Annotated in this window: 16 protein-coding genes, 1 tRNA gene, 1 riboswitch and 1 other annotated feature; of the genes, 9 read left to right on the forward strand and 8 right to left on the reverse strand. The window is 67.6% G+C overall.

Features of this window, described 5'->3' with window-relative positions; all coding sequences use genetic code 11:
* The first annotated feature begins 125 nt into the window (after positions 1-125).
* On the forward strand, positions 126-581 hold the full coding sequence (locus SP5_RS09520; protein ID WP_042487565.1) for a DUF3429 domain-containing protein: 456 nt from the start codon (positions 126-128) through the stop codon (positions 579-581).
* 4 nt (positions 582-585) lie between these two features.
* On the opposite strand, the gene SP5_RS19890 is transcribed toward SP5_RS09520, so the two are convergent.
* The gene (locus SP5_RS19890) at positions 586-717 is read right to left on the reverse strand and encodes a hypothetical protein (RefSeq protein WP_274533643.1); all 132 of its coding nucleotides are present in this window, start codon (positions 715-717) and stop codon (positions 586-588) included.
* An 85-nt stretch (positions 718-802) separates the two neighbouring features.
* Between SP5_RS19890 and SP5_RS09525 the strand changes: the two genes are divergently transcribed.
* The 6 genes from SP5_RS09525 to SP5_RS09550 all read left to right on the forward strand — a co-directional run bounded on the left by SP5_RS09525 (position 803) and on the right by SP5_RS09550 (position 8,426).
* Positions 803-877: transfer RNA gene (locus SP5_RS09525), tRNA-Thr, on the forward strand.
* Positions 878-976: 99 nt separating this feature from the next.
* Positions 977-2,269, forward strand: coding sequence for a dicarboxylate/amino acid:cation symporter (locus SP5_RS09530; protein ID WP_042487567.1), 1,293 nt, complete (start codon positions 977-979; stop codon positions 2,267-2,269).
* A gap of 73 nt (positions 2,270-2,342) precedes the next feature.
* Positions 2,343-4,448: a transglycosylase domain-containing protein gene (locus tag SP5_RS09535; protein WP_042487594.1), complete on the forward strand. Its 2,106-nt coding sequence runs from the start codon at positions 2,343-2,345 to the stop codon at positions 4,446-4,448.
* Between the two features lie 393 nt (positions 4,449-4,841).
* Positions 4,842-4,897 (forward strand) — a sequence feature (sul1 is cis-regulatory element that is thought to sense ions involved in sulfur or methionine metabolism; They are found in Alphaproteobacteria).
* 69 nt (positions 4,898-4,966) lie between these two features.
* Positions 4,967-6,448 carry a SulP family inorganic anion transporter gene (locus SP5_RS09540; protein WP_042487568.1) on the forward strand — a complete coding sequence of 494 codons (1,482 nt, stop codon included), beginning with the start codon at positions 4,967-4,969 and terminating at the stop codon, positions 6,446-6,448.
* Between the two features lie 59 nt (positions 6,449-6,507).
* Positions 6,508-7,509 carry a threonine aldolase family protein gene (locus SP5_RS09545; RefSeq protein ID WP_042487571.1) on the forward strand — a complete coding sequence of 334 codons (1,002 nt, stop codon included), beginning with the start codon at positions 6,508-6,510 and terminating at the stop codon, positions 7,507-7,509.
* Positions 7,506-8,426 (forward strand): DMT family transporter, encoded by a 921-nt coding sequence (locus tag SP5_RS09550; RefSeq protein WP_042487575.1) that lies wholly within the window; start codon positions 7,506-7,508, stop codon positions 8,424-8,426. Before SP5_RS09545 ends, SP5_RS09550 begins: the two co-directional genes overlap by 4 nt.
* Here the strand turns inward: SP5_RS09550 and SP5_RS18755 are convergent.
* Together SP5_RS18755 and SP5_RS09555 are read right to left on the reverse strand one after the other, a co-directional pair.
* A complete protein-coding gene (locus tag SP5_RS18755) occupies positions 8,336-9,175 on the reverse strand; it encodes a Rossmann-fold NAD(P)-binding domain-containing protein (protein ID WP_084220632.1) in 840 nt (279 codons plus the stop codon). The two genes, SP5_RS09550 and SP5_RS18755, sit on opposite strands and share 91 nt — an antisense overlap.
* A gap of 298 nt (positions 9,176-9,473) precedes the next feature.
* Positions 9,474-11,180, reverse strand: coding sequence for a M28 family metallopeptidase (locus tag SP5_RS09555; protein ID WP_042487578.1), 1,707 nt, complete (start codon positions 11,178-11,180; stop codon positions 9,474-9,476).
* A gap of 228 nt (positions 11,181-11,408) precedes the next feature.
* Between SP5_RS09555 and pepN the strand changes: the two genes are divergently transcribed.
* Complete coding sequence (gene pepN / locus SP5_RS09560) at positions 11,409-14,012, forward strand: aminopeptidase N (RefSeq protein ID WP_042487597.1); 2,604 nt, start codon at positions 11,409-11,411, stop codon at positions 14,010-14,012.
* Positions 14,013-14,144: 132 nt separating this feature from the next.
* On the opposite strand, the gene SP5_RS09565 is transcribed toward pepN, so the two are convergent.
* The 5 genes from SP5_RS09565 to SP5_RS09585 all read right to left on the reverse strand — a co-directional run bounded on the left by SP5_RS09565 (position 14,145) and on the right by SP5_RS09585 (position 19,873).
* A complete protein-coding gene (locus SP5_RS09565; RefSeq protein WP_042487581.1) occupies positions 14,145-15,071 on the reverse strand; it encodes an alpha/beta hydrolase in 927 nt (308 codons plus the stop codon).
* Between the two features lie 205 nt (positions 15,072-15,276).
* Complete coding sequence (locus SP5_RS09570; protein WP_042487583.1) at positions 15,277-15,636, reverse strand: tRNA-binding protein; 360 nt, start codon at positions 15,634-15,636, stop codon at positions 15,277-15,279.
* Positions 15,623-16,294 (reverse strand): glutathione S-transferase family protein, encoded by a 672-nt coding sequence (locus SP5_RS09575; RefSeq protein WP_042487586.1) that lies wholly within the window; start codon positions 16,292-16,294, stop codon positions 15,623-15,625. Before SP5_RS09575 ends, SP5_RS09570 begins: the two co-directional genes overlap by 14 nt.
* Before the next feature lie 53 nt (positions 16,295-16,347).
* Entirely contained in the window at positions 16,348-17,775 is a 1,428-nt protein-coding gene (locus SP5_RS09580; RefSeq protein ID WP_157013652.1) for a hypothetical protein, read from the reverse strand.
* Entirely contained in the window at positions 17,762-19,873 is a 2,112-nt protein-coding gene (locus tag SP5_RS09585; protein ID WP_245613452.1) for a TonB-dependent receptor, read from the reverse strand. Before SP5_RS09585 ends, SP5_RS09580 begins: the two co-directional genes overlap by 14 nt.
* A gap of 231 nt (positions 19,874-20,104) precedes the next feature.
* Positions 20,105-20,327, reverse strand: a riboswitch (cobalamin riboswitch).
* An 88-nt stretch (positions 20,328-20,415) separates the two neighbouring features.
* On the opposite strand from SP5_RS09585, the gene SP5_RS09590 reads away from it, so the two are divergent.
* Positions 20,416-20,733: a hypothetical protein gene (locus tag SP5_RS09590; protein ID WP_042487600.1), complete on the forward strand. Its 318-nt coding sequence runs from the start codon at positions 20,416-20,418 to the stop codon at positions 20,731-20,733.
* The last annotated feature ends 18 nt before the right edge of the window (positions 20,734-20,751 follow it).

A 20,751-nucleotide genomic window follows, 5' to 3' on the forward strand; every position in this document is an offset into this window, starting at 1 on the left:
TGAAGGGGAGGGGTGGATTCATATGGCGTCCTCCCCGCCACTGGGGGGATCGTGTTTGCCCCAAATGAACCATCGCACGGCCCCTGCGTAGCCACCCCGCAACGTCACGTTCCGGGAATGCCGCGATGAATCACGACCATCTGCCACGACCACCGCTGATCCTGGGCGTGGCCGGAGTCCTGCCGCCCCTGCTCTGCGTCACGCTGGCGCTGGTCGACCCGGCGCTGTCCCTGCCCGCGACCATCGGCGGCGGGCTCTACGGCGCGCTCATCCTGTCCTTCCTGGGCGGCATGTGGTGGATGGAGGCGCTGCTGCGCCGCGACGATCGGGGCTGGCCCTATCTGGTGGCGGTGCTGCCCAGCCTGATCGGATGGGCGTTGTTGCTGCCGCCATTACTGGCGGGCGGCTCGATCCGGGTCGCGTCGATCCTGCTGGGCCTCGTCATCATGATCACGCCGCTCGCCGACCTTCGGATCGGCGATGCGATGCGGGCGGTCACGGGCTGGGCCAGGTTGCGCTGGGCCTTGTCGCTGGGTCTGGGCGGCCTGACCCTGGTCCTGGGGCTGATCGCCCCCCGCTGAACGTTCAGGCGGGTTCGTCGCGCGGGGCGGGATCGGGCGCAGGCCCTTCGCCCTGCTCTCGTGCCTGGGCCTTTCGCCGTTTCAGATTTTCCCGGAGCGCCGCCGCCAGCCGCTCCGCCCGTTCGTCTTTTGCCATGGCATTTCGCATAATCCGCACAAAGGGCGCTTGACAATGCCCGCCCAATCGTCTCTAGGCGCGCTTCCCGCGGTGAAACGCGAGTGCTGCCGTAGCTCAGTGGTAGAGCGCATCCTTGGTAAGGCTGAGGTCGTGAGTTCAATCCTCACCGGCAGCACCATTCTCCCCCAGCCTTCTCAAAAGGCCGCAATGGGGAGCTTTCTTACCCCCACGCAAAACTTGATTGGGATCGTTTCGCCGGCTTGCTAGCTATGGTCGGATGAGATTCCGTTTTTCTTTCGGCGCGCAGGTGTTCGTCGGCATGGCCGTGGGCCTGCTGCTCGGCCTGCTCGCCCGGTCGCAGGGCCTGGCCGGATTGGCCGAGGGCCTGCGCATCGTCGGTGAGAGCTTCGTCCAGCTGCTCAAGGTGCTGGTCGTCCCGCTGGTGTTCACCGCCATCGTCGCGTCGATCGCGGCGCTGCGCGACCTGAACAATGCCGCCCGGCTGGTCGCGGCCACCTTCATCTGGTTCGCGATCACCGCGCTGATCGCCGTTACCATCGGGCTGACGCTGGGCACCGTGCTGCAACCCGGCCTGCACGCGGGCGTCGCGGCGGGCAGCGCGGTGCGGCCCGATACGGCGGGCTCGTGGCTCGACTTCCTGCGCGGGCTGATCCCGTCCAACATCCTGGGCCTGTCCGCCTCGACCAGTGCGGGCGACGGCGGCGCACTGAAGACCGGGCTGTCGTTCAACATCCTCCAGATCATCGTCATGGCGGTCGCGATCGGTGTCGCGGCGGTGCGGGTCGGCGACAAGGGCGAGGGCTTCCTGTCGTTCAACGCCTCGGCGCTCGCCATCTTCCGGCGCATCCTGTCCTGGGTGATCCGGCTGACCCCGCTCGGGTCGGGCGCACTGCTGGGCAATGCGATCGTGCGCTATGGCTGGCAGTCGCTGTTCGCGCTCGGCAGCTTTGCGCTGGCGGTCTATATCGGCCTCGGCCTAGTGCTGTTCGTCGTCTATCCGCTGCTGCTGCTTGCCAATGGCATGTCGCCCAGGCGCTTTTACGCCGCCGCCTGGCCCGCCATCCAGCTGGGCTTCGTCTCGCGCTCGTCAATCGCCACCCTGCCCGTGACCGAAGACGCGGTGGAGCGGCGGCTGGGCGTACCGCGCGCCTATTCGGCCTTTGCGGTCCCCTTTGCCGCGACCACCAAGATGGACGGGTGCGCCGCCATCTATCCCGCCATCTCGGCGCTGTTCGTCGCGCAATATTATGGCCTGCCGCTGCATGTCGGCGATTATGTGCTGATCGTGCTGGTATCGGTGCTGGGCTCGGCGGCGACCGCCGGGCTGACCGGCGCGGTCGTCATGCTGACGCTGACGCTGTCCACATTGGGCCTGCCGTTGGAGGGTGCGGGGCTGCTGCTGGCCATCGATCCAATCCTCGACATGGGACGGACCGCGATCAACGTGGCGGGGCAGGCGCTGGTCCCGACCATCGTCGCGCACCGGGCGGGCCTCATCACCGACACGCCCCCGGCGGAGCGCTTGCCGGAGGTGCCGCAAACAGGGTAAACGCGTGCATGAGCTTGCGCGCGGTGTTCTGGTGGAGTAATACACGCGAGTGGCCGACCACCGGAACCCTGTGATGCGCCCCGACCCGTTCAATCCCGATCGTACCCCCCTGGACCGTCCTTACGAGCCGGTGGGACCCCATTATCCGCTCTATGATGCGGAGACGCAGAGCTGGACCTTCGGCCCCGATGAAGACGATGCGCCGCCCGAGCGGCCGCGTCGGAATATCCGCTGGGGCCGGTGGATCGCGCGGGGCATGGGGGCGGGCATCATCCTGCTGGTCATCGCCATCGCCTGGCTGGCCGTCACCGCGCCGCTGTCGCGCTCGCTCCAGCCGCCGACGCCGCCCTCGATCACGCTGACCGCCGATGACGGCACGCCCATTGCCCGGCGCGGGGCGATCATCGGCGCGCCGGTCGATGCCGCCAAGCTGCCCGCCCATGTGCGCGAGGCGTTCATGGCGATCGAGGACCGGCGCTTCTATTCGCACTGGGGCATCGACCCGCGCGGTATCCTGCGCGCCGCCTGGCACAATATCGGCTCGGGCGGGGTGCGCGAGGGCGGATCGACCATCACCCAGCAGCTGGCGAAGAACGCGTTCCTCGATTCCGACCGGACGGCGGGGCGCAAGATCCGCGAGGCGATGATCGCCTTCTGGCTGGAGGCGTGGCTGACCAAGGACGAGATCCTGTCGCGCTATCTGTCCAACGTCTATTTCGGCGACAATGTGTACGGCATCACCGCCGCGTCGAAACATTATTTCGGCCGCACGCCCGACAAGCTGAACATCGGCCAGGCCGCGATGCTGGCGGGTCTGGTCAAGGCGCCCTCACGCCTGGCCCCCACCACCAATCTCAAGGGCGCACGCGCGCGGCAGGCGGTGGTCGTCGCGGCGATGGAGGATGCGGGCTTCCTGACCAAGGCGGAGGCCGATGCCGTCCAGCCGCAGCGCGTGCTCGCCTCGCGACCCGAGACCTTGCCCAGCGGCACCTATTTCGCCGACTGGGTGCTGCCCGAGGCGCGCGACCAGGCGGGCGAGATCAAGACCGAGGCGACCGTCCAGACCACGCTCAACCCCCGGCTTCAGCGGATCGCCGAGCGCACGGTGCGCAGCGCCGGGCTGAACCAGGCGCAGGTCGCGCTGGTCGCGATGCGCCCCGACGGCCGCGTCGTCGCGATGGTCGGGGGCAAGGATTATTCGAAGAGCCCGTTCAACCGCGCCACCCAGGCGCGGCGCCAGCCGGGTTCGGCGTTCAAGCTGTTCGTCTATCTCGCCGCCTTGCGCTCGGGCATGACGCCGGACTCGACCATCGAGGACGAGCCGGTCGATATCGCCGGGTGGAAGCCGCGCAACAGCGATGGCCGCTATCTGGGCAAGATCACGCTGCGCCAGGCGTTCGCCCGCTCGTCCAACGTGGCGGCGGCGCGGCTGACCCAGGCAGTCGGCGTGAAGTCGGTCATCAAGGCGGCGCGCGACCTGGGCATCACCACGCCGATCCCGAACGAGGCGACCATCGGCCTCGGCACCTCGACCGTCAGCCTGCTGGAGCTGACCGCCGCCTATGCCGCGGTCGCCAATGAAAGCTATCCGGTCGCCGCGCGCGGGCTGAACGACGTCAAGGACAAGGGCTGGTACCAGTCGCTGACCGAGCGCAAGACCGGCTTCTCCTCGGCGGTGCATGACGGGATGCTCGACCTGCTGTCCTCCTCGATCAAGACGGGCACGGGGCGGCAGGCGCTGCTGACCGTAGATGCCTATGGCAAGACGGGGACGACGCAGGATTCGCGCGACGCGCTGTTCGTCGGCTTCGCGCGCGATCTGGTGGTCGGCGTGTGGGTCGGCAATGACGACAACACACCCAATCCCGGCCTGTCGGGCGGCGGCGTGCCCGCGCGCATCTGGCGCGCCTTCATGCAGTCCGCGCTCGACATCCCGCCGGTGGCCGCCCCCGTGGTGCAGGAAGAGGTCGATCCCGACGCCATCTCCAATGGCATGGACGAGGAGATGATCCCGACCGAAAGCGATCCGGTCGGTGAGATCATCCAGGGTCTGGGCCTGGACGTACGCACCGGCGACGATGGCTCGATCACCGTCGGCCCCGGCCGCCGCCGCCCCGACCGCGCCGGTCCGCCCCCGGAGGATCGCCGCCCGCCCGACGAACGTGACGAAGAGGAATAGCGCACGCTTTCGGGCGGGAGACCTCTTGTCGCTCTTCGCGCCGTCGCGGCTTCGCGGGATCCATCCTTGTTCGCGCGAAGCCGCGATGACGCGAAGATGATCGGGTTCGCGCAGAGGCGCGGAGGACGCAGAGAAGCGATCTGCTCAATTCCTCCCCTGTAAGGGGAGGGGGACCATCCGCAGGATAGTGGAGGGGTGTCGGCAGGGGTGAGTGCAGTCCCACCTGACCAACGGCTACACCCCTCCGTCAGGCCTTCGGCCTGCCACCTCCCCTTACAGGGGAGGAATGTCGATCGCTCTCTCGCGTCCTCCGCTCCTCTGCGCGAACAAAAACGGTGAGCCGGAAGGGGCTTGCCCTCTCCACCCCTTCCCCGTTAAACGCGCGGTCATTCGCAAGGACCCGGTGAAATTCCGGGTGGCTATTCCGGCCGCCGATCCGCCGGACAACAGAATGCATGGCCCTATCCCCGCTCCTGACGTCAGGACGCGCGTCGCCATGCGCGAAATTCTGGTATTCCATGACTGTTCAAACCTATCGAACCCAATGGTTCACGAGCCCGGGCGAGGCTGGCCGCGACGTGCTCGCCGGACTGGTCGTCGCCCTCGCGCTGATCCCCGAGGCGATCGGCTTTTCGATCATCTCGGGCGTCGATCCGCGCGTCGGACTCTATGCGTCGGTCGCGATCGCGATCGTCATTTCCTTCACCGGCGGGCGGCCTGCGATGATCTCCGCCGCGACCGCCGCAGTGGCGGTCGTCGTCGTGCCGCTGGTCCGCGAGCATGGTGTCGAGTATCTGTTCGCCGCAACGATCCTGATGGGCGTCATCCAGATCGGCGCGGGACTGCTGCGCCTCGACCTCGTGATGCAGTTCGTGTCGCGCTCGGTCATCACGGGCTTCGTCAATGCGCTCGCCATCCTGATCTTCATGGCGCAGCTGCCGCAACTGACCGGCGTGACCTGGCACAGCTATGCGATGGTCGCCGCCGGGCTTGCCATCATCTATCTGTTGCCGCGCGTCACCAAGGCGGTGCCCTCGCCGCTGGTCGCGATCCTGGTGCTGGCGGCGGTCAGCATCGCCATGGGCCTGCCGGTGCGCACGGTCGGCGACATGGGCCGCCTGCCCGAAGGGCTGCCCAGCCTGGTCCTGCCCAACGTGCCCCTGACATGGGAAACGCTGCGCATCATCCTGCCCTATTCGCTGACCATGGCCGCCGTCGGCCTGCTCGAATCGCTGCTGACCGCGCAGATCGTCGACGACATGACCGACAGCGACAGCGACAAGCGTCGCGAATGCATGGGACAGGGCGGCGCCAACATCGCCGCCGCGCTGGTCGGTGGCATGGGCGGCTGCGCGATGATCGGCCAGTCGGTCATCAACGTCACCTCCGGCGGGCGCAAGCGGCTGTCGACGCTGACCGCCGGTGTCGTGCTGCTGATCCTGCTCGCCGGGCTTGGCCCCTTTGTGGGGCGTATTCCGATGCCCGCGCTGGTCGCCGTCATGGTGATGGTGTCGATCGGCACGTTCAGCTGGAACTCGATCCCGAACCTGCGCCGCCATCCGCCGACCTCCTCGGTGGTCATGCTGGTCACGGTGGCGGTGGTCGTCCTGACCCATGATCTGGCGAAGGGCGTGGCCGCGGGCGTGCTGCTGTCGGGCATCTTCTTTGCCGGAAAGGTCCGCCGCCTGTTCGGGGTCGCACGGACCGAGGATGCGGGCACGATCCGCTACCGGGTCACGGGGCAAATCTTCTTCGCCTCGGTCGACCGCTTCACCCGCGCTTTCCAGGCCGAGCCGGGCCGCGATGTCGTGATCGACGTGTCGGCGGCGCATTTCTGGGACATTTCGGGCGTGGGTGCGCTCGACAAGATCGTCGCCCGGCTGCGCCGCGACGGCGCCAGCGTCGAGGTGATCGGCTATAACCAGGCGAGCGCCGACCTGGTCGACCGTTTCGCACTGCACGACAAGACCGGCGTCGAACTGGGCCTCGCGCCACACTGACGCACCATATGGGGGAGCGGTGTTGACCTGTTCCGCCGCCTCCCCCAAACGCATGGGCCATGCGCTTTTTCTCGGACAATGCCGCCCGTATCCATCCCAAGGTGATGGAGGCCATCGCCGGCGCCGACCAGATGGACACCGCCTATGACGGCGACCGCTGGTCCAGGGCACTGGACGGGCGCCTGTCCGAGCTGTTCGGCACCGAGGTGGAGGTGTTGTGGGTGCCCACCGGCACCGCCGCCAACTGCCTGGCGCTGGCCGCGCTCTGCCCACCCTATGGCGGCGTGGTCTGCCACCGCGACTCGCATATCCAGAATGACGAGGGCGGCGCACCCGAATTCTACACGCACGGCGCCAAGCTGATGCTGGCCGATGGCGAGGGGGCCAAGCTGACCCCCGGCACGATCCGCATCCTGATCGACGCCATCGCCAACGACGTCCACCGGGTCCAGCCGCACGCCGTGTCGATCACCAACGCCACCGAATATGGCCGGGTCTACAACCCCGAGGAGGTCGCCGCGATCGGCGCGCTGGCGAAGGAACGGGGCCTGGGCTTCCACATGGACGGCGCGCGCTTCGCCAATGCGGTGGCGCGGCTGGGCTGCACGCCCGCCGCGCTGACCTGGCAGTCGGGCGTCGACGCGCTGTCCTTCGGCTTCGTCAAGAATGGCGCGATGAGTGCCGAGGCCTTGGTCTTCTTCAAGCCCGGCCTCGCCGACGCCACCCGCCGCCGCCGCAAGCGCGCCGGGCTGTTGATGTCCAAGGGACGCTATCTGGCGGCACAGGTGCTGGCGATGGTCGAGAACGACCTGTGGATCGCCAACGGCGCGCTCGCCAATGCCTGTGCCGAGCGACTGGCCGAGGCGGCGGGTGAGCGTCTGGTCCATGCCGTAGAGGCGAACGAGGTCTTCCTGCGCGCCACGCCGGAGGAAGCGGCGACGCTCCGCGCACAGGGCTTCGATTTCTATGACTGGGCGGAGGGTGAAATCCGGCTCGTCACCGCCTGGGACACCGACGCGCACCATGTCGCCCGTCTCGCCGACGCGATCTCCAAACTGTGAGCGAGTTCGACACCGCCCCCCGCTCGACCCGCGCCGCCGTCCTGATCCCCTTTGCGATCGTCACGCTGATCTGGGGGTCGACCTGGCTGGTCATCCGCGACCAGATTTCGGTGGTGCCCGCCACCTGGTCGGTCAGCTATCGCTTCCTGGTCGGTGGCCTCGCCATGGGCGCCTTCGCGCTGGCCAAGCGGGAGAGTTTCCGGCTGGGCACCACCGGCCTCCTGTTCGCCGCCGGAATCGGTCTGTTCCAGTTCGTCCTGAACTTCAACTTCGTCTATCATGCGGAGGGCTACATCACCTCCGGGCTGGTCGCGGTCGTGTTTGCGATGCTGCTGATCCCCAATGCCGGGTTCGCGCGCCTGTTCCTGGGGCAGCGCATGGGGCGGCAGCTGCTGGTCGGCTCGGCCATCGCGATGGCGGGGGCGGCGCTGCTCTTCGTTCACGAGGCGCGGGTCGATCCGGCGGGGCCAGCCCGCGCGCTGACCGGCATCGCGCTGACCATCGTGGCGATCCTGTCCGCCTCCACGGCGAACGTCATGCAGGCGACCAGGACCGCCAAGCGCTTCCCGATGCACGCTACCCTCAGCGTCGCGATGCTGATCGGCTCGGCGCTGGATGCGGTCATCGCCTATAGCCTGAACGGGCCGCCGGTGTTCGAGATGCGCACCGGCTATGTGCTCGGCATCCTCTATCTCGGCCTGTTCGCCTCGGCGCTGGCCTTCCCGCTCTATTACCGGGTGCTGCGCGCGATCGGCCCGGCCAAGGCGGCCTATTCCAGCGTCATCGTGCCGGTCATCGCGATGAGCCTGTCGACGGTGTTCGAGGGTTATCGCTGGTCGCTGCTGGCGGGCGCGGGGGCGGCGGTGACGGCGGCGGGGCTGGTCATCGCGCTCAAGGCGCGCAGGCCCAACCGGTAATCGGGATAGCGCGGACGCCAGTTCAGCACGCGCTTGGCTTTGCCGTTCGCCACCCGCCGGTTCTCGGCATAGAAACCACGCGCCGCCGCCGACAGGCTCTCCAGCGGCATGAGCGGTGGCGGCGGCAGTCCGGCGAGCGTGGCGGCGTAGGACACCACCGCGTCCTGATCGCACGGGAAATCGTCGGAGAGATTGTACGCGCCCGCCGGACCGTCGAACCCGGCGATCACGCCCGAGACGATGTCGGCGATATGCACCCGGCTGAACACCTGTCCGGGCAGGCCGACCCGGTGCGCGCGACCGGCACGAACCCGGTCGATCGGCGAGCGGCCGGGGCCATAGATGCCGGGCAGCCGGAACACCCGCGCGCCCAAGGCCTGCCAATCCGCATCCGCCGCCGCCCGCGCCGCGCGCCGTCCCGAGCCGATAGGCGCGGTTTCGTCCACCCATGCGCCCTTCGCGTCACCATAAACGCCGGTCGAGGACAGATAGCCGAGCCATGCGTTCGACTTGGCCAGTTGTACGCCATAGGTGACGAGAACCGGATCGACCTCGCCCTCGGGCGGGACGGAGGACAGGATATGCGTGGCGGCGGCGATCTCCGCCTCCACCCGTTCCCGATCGTCGAAGCGAAGCGTGCCGCCGCGCCCGTCACGGGTCGTCCCCGCCACGGACCAGCCACGCCCTTGCAGCAACGCCGCCAGATGACCCGCGGCATAGCCCATGCCGAAGACGAACAAACGGCTCATACCTTGAAACTGCCTGCCGTCATCATGACCACCAACCCAACCTCCGTTCGCACTGAGCGAAGTCGAAGTACACATACCAGCGTTTCCGCGTGGCCTTCGACTTCGCTCAGGCTGAACGAATGGAGGGGATTTTGGTCTCCGTCCATGATGAACCGCCTATCGCCTCAATCTCCGTTCGTGCTGAGCGGAGTCGAAGCACATGTACCAGCGGTCCCGCATGGCCTCCGACTTCGGCGCTATGCGCCGAAGTCTATCCCGAGCGGGGGTTGGGGGATTTGGTGCCAGGCCCGAGGCTTGTTCACTTGCCCGCCATCGGTCCCTTGTAGAGCGTGCCGAAATAATCGCCCTTGTTCCACACCGGCCGTTCGGGCGCGTCGGCGATCTCGCGCGCGATGGCGTAGTTCACGCTGACGAAGCGCGGCCCCTGGCTCCAGTCGATGCCCTGGTCGATCTCGTCGCCGACCCGGTGATAGCGGTGGCTCATGAAATCCTCGACCGCGGCCTTGCCCGGCCCCTTCTGACCCGGCCACAGGAAGACCGAGGGAATGCCCTTCTGCACAAAGCGGAAATGGTCGGAGCGGACGAAAATGCCTTCCTCGGGCATCGGATCGGGCGAGACGGGCAGGTCCATCGCCGCCACCGCCTTGCGCACGATCGGCCCCAGGGTCGAGCGGTCCGCGCCGAACACCACCATATCCTCGAACTTGTAGGTCAGGATCGGCATGTCGAGATTGACGTCGGCGACGATCGATTTCAGCGGCACGGTCGGGTGGTTGGCGAAATAGTCGGAGCCGACCAGCCCCTTTTCCTCCGCCGTCACCGCCAGGAACAGGACGGTGCGCTTGGGCGGGGTGGCGGCCTTGAAGCGCTTGGCCTCCTCGATCAGGCTGGCGATGCCGATGGCGTTGTCGAGCGCGCCGTTGTTGATCCGGTCGCCCTCGCCCCCTTCGTTGGTGCCGATATGGTCGAGATGCGCGGACAGGACGACGACCTCGTCCTTCAACTTGGGGTCGCTGCCGGGGATCAGGCCGACGATATTGCTGCTGTCCATCGGCTTGAAGCTGGTCTTGGACGAAACCGTCAGCTGCCCCCTGGCAGTCAGCGGCTTATAGGCGGGCTTCGGCGCGGCGGAGGCCTTGACCACCGCGTCCCAGCCCTTGCCGAACAGCTTGGCCGCGCCCGCCTGCGACAGGGTGCCGAGCACCGGGGTCGTCGGCGTCATGGCATGCGCGGTGCCGTCCGGGTTCGCCCAGGTCACGCGCGGCGCATTGTAATAGCGGGCCAGCGAGGCGAAGGGCCGCTGCCGTCCTCCGGCGCGGGGCATGTCGACCTGGATCGCGCCGACCGCGCCGCGCGCCGCCGCCAGCGAGGCCTTGTTCGCCGCCGACCCGAAAAAGGCGCGCTCCTCGCCGCCCAGCCCTGCCGGCGTACCGGGGACGAAGGCGACGATCTTGCCGCGCACATCGACGCCCTTGTAATCGGTCAGGCCATATTGCGCAGCATCGATGCCGTAACCGACAAAGACGACCGGCGCCGACAGGCTGGTTTCCTTCGCGTTGGGCACGGGCGATGGCACGAAGTCCTCGCCGAAGACCAGTTCCTGTGCCTGGCCGCCCGCCGGGGTCCACAAGGCGCTGCCCTTGTCGGCGACATTGTACGCGACCAGCGGCACCTTCTGCAGATAGCCGCCCTGGTCGCCGCCGGGCCGCAAGCCCGCCGCATAGAATTGCGCGGCGACATATTGCGCGGCGATGTCATAGTCGCGGGTCCCCGCCTCGCGTCCGGCCATCGCGTCCGACGCCAGGAACATGACATGTGCCTTCATCGCCGCCTGATCCTCGGGGAGAGGCGCTGTGATGACGGCGTTGCGTTCGGCCGGGCTGCGCGTCGCCTTCGCCTCGACCGGCGCGGTGCCAGTGGTTTGATAAGGCAGGTGATCGTGATCATGCGCGATCGCGGCGGTGGACAGGAGAAGCAGCGGCAACAGAGCCGTCATACGCGACATGCAGGACCTTTCGGGGAAATGGTGTGGCATAGGCGTATCACGCCATCTCGACCGATCAACCCCGCTTAGGGCGGAGTGCCATCTAGGCTGCCCCCATTTTCCCTCTCCCCTGGATAGGGGAGAGGGAAAATGGGCATATCTGATTGTCGATCCCGCCCAGGACACGCTGTCCGGTTTTTCCTGACCAGCCCGGTGGTCGCGGCGGTCCCGCCCGGCTATATCCGCGTCATGGACATTCAGCGCAGCGCCGCCCAGCCCAGCACCACCCCCGCCGCCATCCGGCGCGAGGATTACAGCCCCCCCGCCTGGGAGGTGCCGCAGATCACGCTGGACTTCGCGCTCGACCCCGCCGACACCCGTGTCCGCGCCGCGCTGACCGTCACGCGCAGCGGCGCGCATGACGAACCCCTGCGGCTCGACGGCGCAGGCCAGACGCCGCTGTCGGTCACGGTCGATGGCGTCGCCGTCAACGACTGGCGGATCGAGGGCGAACAGCTGGTCGTGCCGCTGACCGGCGACAGCCATGTCGTCGAGACCGAGGTTTCGATCGCGCCCGAAAGCAACACCCAGCTCATGGGCCTTTATGCCTCGGGGGGAAACCTCTGCACCCAGTGCGAGGCGGAAGGGTTTCGCCGCATCACCTGGTTCCCCGACCGGCCCGATGTGCTGAGCGTCTACCGGGTGCGGATGACGGCGGACCGGCTGCGCTACCCGGTGCTGCTCGCCAATGGCGATCCGGTGGCGAATGGCGACAATGACGACGGCACGCATTGGGCCGAGTGGCACGACCCCTTCCCCAAGCCATCCTATCTGTTCGCGCTGGTCGCGGGCGATCTGGCGGTCAACGCTTCCACCTTCACCACGATGAGCGGGCGCAAGGTGCAACTGGGCATCTGGGTCCGCGCCGCCGACCTGCCCAAGACCGACCATGCGCTCCATGCGCTGAAGCTCTCCATGGCGTGGGACGAGCGGGTCTATGGCCGGGAATATGACCTGGACGTGTTCAACATCGTCGCGGTCGACGATTTCAACTTCGGCGCGATGGAGAATAAGGGGCTGAACATATTCAACAGCCGCTACATCCTGGCCGACCCCGACACCGCGACCGATTATGATTACGACGCGATCGCCGCCGTCGTCGCGCATGAATATTTCCACAACTGGTCGGGCAACCGGATCACCTGCCGCGACTGGTTCCAGCTGAGCCTCAAGGAAGGCTTCACCGTCTATCGCGACCAGTGTTTCTCCGCCGACCAGGGATCGGCCGCGGTCAAGCGGATCGAGGATGTGCGGGGCTTACGCGCCAGCCAGTTCCCCGAGGATTCCGGCCCGCTCGCGCATCCGGTGCGCCCGGAAAGCTATATCGAGATCAGCAATTTCTACACGGCGACCATCTACAACAAGGGCGCCGAGCTGATCCGCATGATGGCGACCATGCTCGGCCCGGTGAAGTTCCGCGCCGCGACCGACCTGTATTTCAGCCGCTTCGACGGCACGGCCGCGACCTGCGAGGATTTCGTCGCCTGCATGGAGGAAGCGGGCGGCGTCGACCTGTCGCAATTCCGCCTCTGGTATTCCCAGGCGGGCACGCCGCGCGTCTCGGCGGGGCTGTCCCACGAACCCGGCGGCGGCCGCGCCGAGCTGCGCCTCGCCCAGCATGTCCCCGCCACGCCGGGGCAGACGACCAAGCAGCCGATGCTCCTCCCGCTCAAGGTCCGGCTGTTCGGCGCGGAGACCGGCCGTCCGCTGACCGACGAAAAGCTGATCCTGCTCGACCAGGTGGCCGAGACGATCGTGTTCGAGGCCATCACCGAACGTCCCGTCCTGTCGATCAATCGCGGCTTTTCCGCCCCCATCGTGGTCGAGAGCGACCGCACGGCCGAGGACCTCGCCTTCCAGTCCGCGCATGACGACGATCCCTTCGCCCGCTATGAGGCGATGCAGCAGCTGATGCTCGACACGCTGGTCGCGGGCACTATTCATGGCGCGGTGAAGGGGCAGGCGGTGATCGACGCCGTCACCCGCACGCTGGAGTCCGAGGGGCTGGAAACCGCCTTCCTCGCCGAGGCGGTGCTGCTGCCGTCGGAGAATTTCATCGGCGACCAGCTCGCCACGGTCGACCCGGACGCGATCCACGCCGCACGCGAGGCGCTGCGTACGCAACTGGGCCAGGCGCTGCTGCCGACGTGGCGGCGGCTCTATGCCGAGCTGGCGCAGGGACCCTATGTCTATTCGCCCGAAGCCAAGGGGCGGCGGCGCCTGCGCAACGTCGCGCTCGGCTACATCGCGGCGAGCGGTGCCGAGGATGCCGCCGCGCTGGCCTTCGCGCAGTTCGAGGCGGCGGACAACATGACCGACCGGCAGGCAGCGCTGACGACGCTGGTCAGCTCCGACGCGCCCGAGCGCGAGGAAGCGCTGGCGCGTTTCCATGCGCGCTATGCCGGTAACGGGCTGGTGCTCGACAAATGGTTCCAGACCCAGGCGCTGTCGTCGCGCGACGACACCGGCGCGGTGGTCGAGCGGCTGGTCCGGCATCCCGACTTTACGCTCGCCAACCCCAACCGGGCGCGGGCGGTGCTGGGGGCGTTCGGGGTGAACCAGCGTGCGTTCAACGCCGCCGACGGTTCGGGCTATCGCTTCCTGGCGGACCAGCTGATCGCGCTCGACCGGCTCAACCCGCAGACCGCCGCCAAGCTGCTCCCGCCGCTCGGCCGCTGGCGTCGCTTCGACGCCAGGCGCTCGGCCCTGATGCGCGCCGAACTGGTGCGGATCGTCGAGACGCCAGGCCTGTCGAAGGACCTGTTCGAGCAGGCGTCGAAGAGCCTGGATTGAGAAAATTCCTCCCCTGCAAGGGGAGGGGGACCATGCGAAGCATGGTGGAGGGGGATCGCCACAAGGGACATCCTATGTGGAAAACCCCCTCCACCGCCCTGCGGGCGGTCCCCCTCCCCGTACCGGGGAGGATTATTTGGCCTTCAAAAACCCTTCCATCACGATCCACCTGTAAAACGCATCGAACCAGCCGGTGCTGGTCGTCGCCTTCGGATACATGCCGAAGCCGTGCCCGCCCCGGCCGTAAAGGTGGAACTCTACCGGCTTCTTCGCGGCCATCCACTGATCGATCAGGCCGAAGCCTTTGCCCGCGAACAGCGGATCGTCGGCGGCGATCGCGGCGAACATCGGCGGCGCGTCGGCGGGCACCGTCATCGGCTGGAGCGGGCCATAGATGTCGCCGATAAAGGCGGGCTTGGCCTGACCGTCGAGCACCGTCGCGACGGTCAGCATCGCACCCGCCGAAAAGCCGACCATGCCGATGCGGGTCGGATCGACCTTCCACTCGCCCGCCCGCTGGCGGACCAAGGCGAAGGCGGCGCGGGAATCGGCGATCTGGGGCGCAAGGCCCTTCAACGCCTCCTCAGGGTTCGGCCGCGCGGCGGGGCGCGCCACGCTGGAGAACATCGCCGCCATCGATTTTTCGAACTCGCCCATATCCGCAGGTGTCTGGTTCAGCCGATATTTCAGGACGAAGGCGGCAATGCCGCGATCGGCCAGTGCCTTGGCCACGTCCCAGCCTTCATTCTGCATCGACAGGGTACGGAAACCGCCGCCGGGCGCGACGATGACGGCGGCACCGGTCGCCTTGGCGGGATCGGGCAGGAAGGGGGTGAGCGTCGCCTCGGTCACGTTGCGGGCAAACACGCTGTTATACTGGCTGTGCCAGCTTTCCTTGTTCTTCGCACCCGGCAACGGCCCGGTGTTCAGCGGAATGGCGGTCGGCTGTGCAGGTATGGCGATCGGGGCCATCTTGTCGGCCTGCGCCATGGCGGGTGCCGCCACCGAGAGCGTTAGCAAAGCGGCCAGCGCATGGCCGGCCCAGCGTTTGGACTTCATATCCCCTCCTGTCCTCCGTGGGTTATGTCCCTACGGTCGGACGGGGATGGTACGCCTTGGGGCGCGGGGTGCAAGGGGTAATGTTAAGGCTAACAGGGGATGGTGCGTGGGCTTCGACTTCGCTCAGCCTGAACGGAGGTTGGAAATTGGGGCGGGATACAAAACACCGTTCAGCCTGAGCGAAGTCGAAGGCCGAGGGAAAACCTCAGAACAACCGCCCCCCATTGGGCACCGCCAAATCCGGCGCGATCAACACCACCTCCCCTTGCGCATCGGGAAAGCCCAGCGTCAGCACCTCGGACATCATCGGCCCGATCTGGCGCGGGGGAAAGTTGACCACCGCCGCCACCTGCCGCCCGACCAGCGTTTCCGGCGTATAATGCCGGGTGATCTGCGCCGAGGACCGCTTCACACCGATCCCCTCGCCGAAGTCGATGGTCAGCTTGATCGCGGGCTTGCGCGCCTCCGGGAAAGGCTCGGCGGCAATGACGGTGCCGACGCGGATGTCGACCGCCAGGAAATCCTCGATCCCGATCCGCTCGGCAGGCGCGTCAGAAGTCGACATTGTCGTAATGCGACGGCGGCGTGACCATCTCCATCCGCTCGGACAGCAGCGGGCGGAAGGAGGGGCGGCTCTTCAGCCCGCGATACCAGCGCGCGGTCTGCTCATGCCCCTTCCAGTCGATGCCGCCCAGATAATCGGCGACCGAAATCTGCGCCGCCGCCGCCAGATCGGCCAGGCTCATCGTCGCCCCGCCCAGCCAGTTGCGATGGTCGAGCAGATAGTCGGTATAGTCGAGATGGCCGACGGCGGCCTTCATCGCCTCGCGCAGCCCCTTGGCGTCCGGGCTGCCGGTGCGCGCGACGCGCTTGACCATGCGTTCGTGGAGCAGCGGGCCGGTCACGTCCTGATAGAAATGCGTGTCGAACCACGTCACCAGCCGCCGGATCTCGGCGCGGCCGACGGCGGTGCCGTTGATCATCGCCGACTTCTCGACCGTCTCCTCGAAATATTCCGAGATCGCCATCGAGTCGACCAGCAACACGCCGCGCTCCTCATCGACCATCACCGGGGTCTGCCCGGCGGGATTCATGTCGAGGAACTCGTCGCGCCGCTGCCACGGCGATTCGCGGACCAATTCGTATCCGACGCCCTTCTCGCCCAGCAGCAGCCGGACCTTGCGCGAAAAGGGACAGAGCGGAAATTGGTAGAGTTGCCACATGCCGTCCACTTAAGCGGGCCGGACGCAAGACGCCAACCCCGATGGCGCGCTTTTCACCCTTTCCCGCGCGCGGGGCGGCGCAACCGCCGCTGCCCAAGCACGACACCGCTGATCGAAAGGACCAGCCCGGCCAGCGACCAGAGCCACATCCAGCCGGTCCAGACCCAATAATGCGCGGTCAGCCACGGCCAGTCCCAGGTGTGGAGCAGCGTATAGACCCAGCGATAGGCGCGCCGCGTGCGATCCTGCCGCTCGACCAGCGCACCGCTCATCGGGTCGACATAGAGCCAGGTCGCCGCCGCATCGTCGAACCGCAACCGCCAGAGCGGCAATCGCGTCGCGTCGGTCCAGTAGAAGTCGGGCCGCACCAGCCATTCGCGCGCCACCCGCCGTCCACCGGGCACCAGCATGGCGGCGCGCGACGCATCACCCGCCCGGGCGGGAGCCAGCGTCGCCTGCTCCAGCCAGCGCGGATGCGACGAGGCGCGGTCGATCGCGATCCGCGCGAACCCGGCGTCCCCGCTCCACTCTACGGTGCGCGCATCCGGCGCGATCCGGGCCAGCCGGGCAAGGTCATGCAGCTCCCCGGCCCGCCCGGCATAGGTCCCCATCACCGCCGCAGGCGCCTCACCCCCGGCAAAGGCGTGGCCCGGATCGACCGACAGCCAGCCGCTGACGATCCAGGTGGTCAGCATCACGCCACCTGCCAGCCCGCTGACGTGATGCCACAGCATCCAGCCGCGATAGGGCGTCATCCGCCCGCCGCGATAGCGCCGCCGCCCCGCCCGCAGCCGCAATATGCCGATCCACAGGCCGGTCAGCGCGACCGCGATGCAGGGTCCGGCGATCCACATCACCGCCTGTCGCCAATTCTCCCGGTCGCGGCGCAGGAGGGTCGGGTAGATCCAGTGCGGCACCGAGCCCAGCCAGTTCCACAGGCGCTGCACCCGCGTCGTCCGCTGCACCGGCTGGCCGGTCAGGCTGGAGATATAGAGTTCGGTCCCGGCCGCATCGGCCAGCGCAACCTTCCACAAGGGGCGATGCCGGTCGAACCCGCCCGCCACCGTCCATTGATCGTCGGCGATCCGCTCGACCTGGCGAACCGGTCCGGCGAAGCGGGTCGCGACGCGTGCGGCCAGCGTCGCATCGACAGGGGCGACCGCGCCGCCCTCCGCCGACAGGATGCGGGTGTCGCCGTCACGGTCCTCGATCCGCCAGACCGGCACCGCGTCGCGCATTTCCAGCGTGATCCGCCGGGCATCCGGCACCATCGGAGGCTGCCCGACGCGTACCCAGTCGATCGGCTGCGCGCCCTGCCAAATCTCTGCCGGTGTGAGCGAGGGATAGGGAACATAGAGCATCACCAGCCCGCTTCCGAACCACATGGCGAAGAACAGGCAGGTGACGATCCCGACCCAGCGATGGGTGAGGAAGGCGAGCCGCAGGGCCGCCTTCCCCCAAGGCCGATCAGAACCCGACACGAAGCGCCACATCCAGCGCACGCGGGCGGCCCAATATCCATTGCTGGTCGCCGTATGCGGTGACGGCATAGGCCTTGTCGAAGAGGTTATAGACGCGCACATCGACCGCCAGATGTGGCGTCAGGGCATAGGACAGGCTCGTGTCCACCGTCGCATAACCGGGAATGCGGAATGCCTCTCCATTGTCGGAGAAGCGTCGCCCGACATAACGCAGCCCGGCGCGCGCCTGCACCTTCGCCGAGGCATCCCAGCGCAGCCAGAGATTGGCCAGCGCCTCGGGGACGTTGGGCGGAGTCCGGCCGGTATAATCGACGCCGCCGGAGCGGAAATCGTCGAACCGCGCATCCAGCAGCGTGCCATTGGCATCGATCCCGAAGCCCTGCGGCAGATCGAACGTCACCGCAGCCTCCACGCCTTGCGACGACCGCTGCCCCACCTGTTCGACCGGACTCGCCAGCGTGCGTTGCGCGAGCAGCCCGGTCTTGACGATGCGGTACGCCGCCAGCGTCGCGGTACCGTGGCCGTTCGCAAACAGCCATTTCGCCCCCGCCTCGACCTGATGGCCGCGCGCATTGCTGAACTGCACCTGCCCGGTCGACACGGTGGTCAGGGTGCCCAGCGGATCGACGCCGGTGGCATATTGGGCATAGAACGACAGGGTTGGCACCGGCTGATAGACCAGCCCCGCACGCCACGTCGCGTTGCGGAAGGTCTTTTCCAGCACGAAGCGGTCGGGCGTGGCGACGGTCCAGCGACGGACATTATCCACCTCATAGCGCACGCCGCCGACCACCGACCATTTCGGGCCGAGCGTCACCCGGTCCTCGGCAAACACCGCCAGCGCGGTGGTGCGGGTGCGGTAGCGCGGGGCGATCCCTTGCGTATCCAGGAAACGGCCGGGGTCGAAGGCGAAGGGGTCGACCGCATCGACCTGTCCGACCGAGCCGAAGTCGTTCTCATGGGTGAAGCGGACCAGATTGGCATCCACCCCGACGACCAGCGCATTGGCAACGCCGGATGCGATCCCGGTGCGCCACGTCGCGCTGGCCTGATCGCCCCATTGGGTCAGGTCATGACGGATGCCGTAATTGCTGCTCCGCCGGATCGTCCCCGGCGTGCCGGTCGATCCGTCCGCGCACGCGCCACTCGCACCCACCCAGCAATAGCTTTCCAGATTGCGCCAGAAACGGTCGCTGGTCAGCAAATAGGCAATGTTGGACAGACTGACCGAGGCGCTCGGCATCCAGTCCACCCGGATCGAGGCGCGGTCGTCGCGGAACCGCATCCGCCCATCGCCGACATTATAGTTGCGATCCCGCACCCGCAGATCGAGCCGCCCGTCGATCAGCGGGGTGCCGAAATAGGCCATGGGCCGCTGATCGCCATGATCGCCGCGAACCGTTACCGCCAGCGTCGAGGTCGGCGTCCAGCGCAGCGTGCCCGACAGCGCGACACTCTCCGACCGGCCCCGGTCGACATAACCGTCCGACCGGCGATAGCTGGCATCCACACGGTAGCCGAGCGTCGGGGTCAGCGGCCCGCCCAGCCCGGCGGCGGCACGAAAGCTATCCTGTGCGCCATAGCCGATCTCGGCCTGGCCATGGGTCTGGGCGGTCGGCGCGCGCATCACGACATTCACCGCGCCGCCCAGCGCGCCCTGCCCGTAGAGGACTGAGGCGGGACCGCCCAGCACGTCGATCCGCTCGACCATCCAGGGGTCGGTCGGAAAGGTGATCGTCCCCGCCGCCGGGAACAGCCGCACGCCATCGACCAGTTGCAGCACCGATCCCTGCCCCGAAAAGCCCCGCGCGGCGAGCGCGGTGCCGCCATTGCCCGGATCGGCGACGCTAGACAGGCCGGGCGCGCGCGTCTCCGCCTCGACGATCGACAAGTCGCCGCGCGCACGGATCGTCCCGCCATCGAGCGAAGCGATGCTCGCAGGCGTCTCCAGCGGTGTCAGGCCCAGGCGACTGCCGGTGGCATTGGGCGTGTCGAGCGCCTGTTTCCCCCGCGTGCCGATCACCAGCACGGTGGCATTGCCCCCCTGCTCCTCGGCCTTTTGCGCCCTTGCCTCGGTCGCCCCCAGCAGAAGCGCCACGCCACCCCACAGGACCAGAGGAACCTGTCCGAATCTGTTATGATATATCATTTTATTGCTCATAGCGCCTTGTTGCGAACAAGCCGAGGCCTTCCGATCGTTGCCGAACGGCCGGGGGCCCAGCGTGCGGCACGCCGTTTTCCGCATTCCACAGGGCCACCCATGCGCCTCCGCCACTTATGGCGTCGCTCGTCGGAACAGACCTAGCCTCGACCATCCCCTGGACCGGGCATGAGCGACCTGACGCCGGCAGGTCTCCTGGCTCACGGGTCATCGCGGACGAATGCGCCTTCCCAGGTTGCCCCAGTGGCTGGATCGCCCCCATGGCCGATCCGTGCATCGCCGCTCACCGCTTACAGTTGCAGGGACAGCCGCGGATTTGGGGAGCCAAGCCCCCTCACCGTGTTCCCTTTTAATCTCCCTTGTCGGGAGAACCGGCGCGATCATATCGCCGGATCATTCCGGCGTCGTATCGCTAAGCCGAGGTCGAAGCGGGCGTCAAGCGGGATGAGGTCGCGGCGTCCTTGCGCTATGGCGGCGGCATGGCACGCAGGAACCGTTATCTGATCGCGACGATGCCCGATGGCTATGTGAAGACGATCGGCCCGACATCGCAGCCCTTTACCCACTATTGGCGGATCGTCGCCGATCTGGGCGGCGGCAAGATCGAAGTGTTCTGGGGCCACGCCAAGTCGCGCAAGGCGGCGATGGCAAACGATGCCGCCATGGCACAGGCGGTTCGGCAGCGGGGTTGGACGGGGTATCGGTTCGAGGTGGTCGAACTGGTCGAGGCGGATGAGGCGCCGGAGCCGGTCAAAAAATCCTCCCCTGCAAGGGGAGGTGGCAGGGCGAGGCCCTGACGGAGGGGAGCGGCAGGG

It is taken from the genome of Sphingomonas parapaucimobilis NBRC 15100 (assembly GCF_000787715.1).
GTDB classification, from domain to species: domain Bacteria; phylum Pseudomonadota; class Alphaproteobacteria; order Sphingomonadales; family Sphingomonadaceae; genus Sphingomonas; species Sphingomonas parapaucimobilis.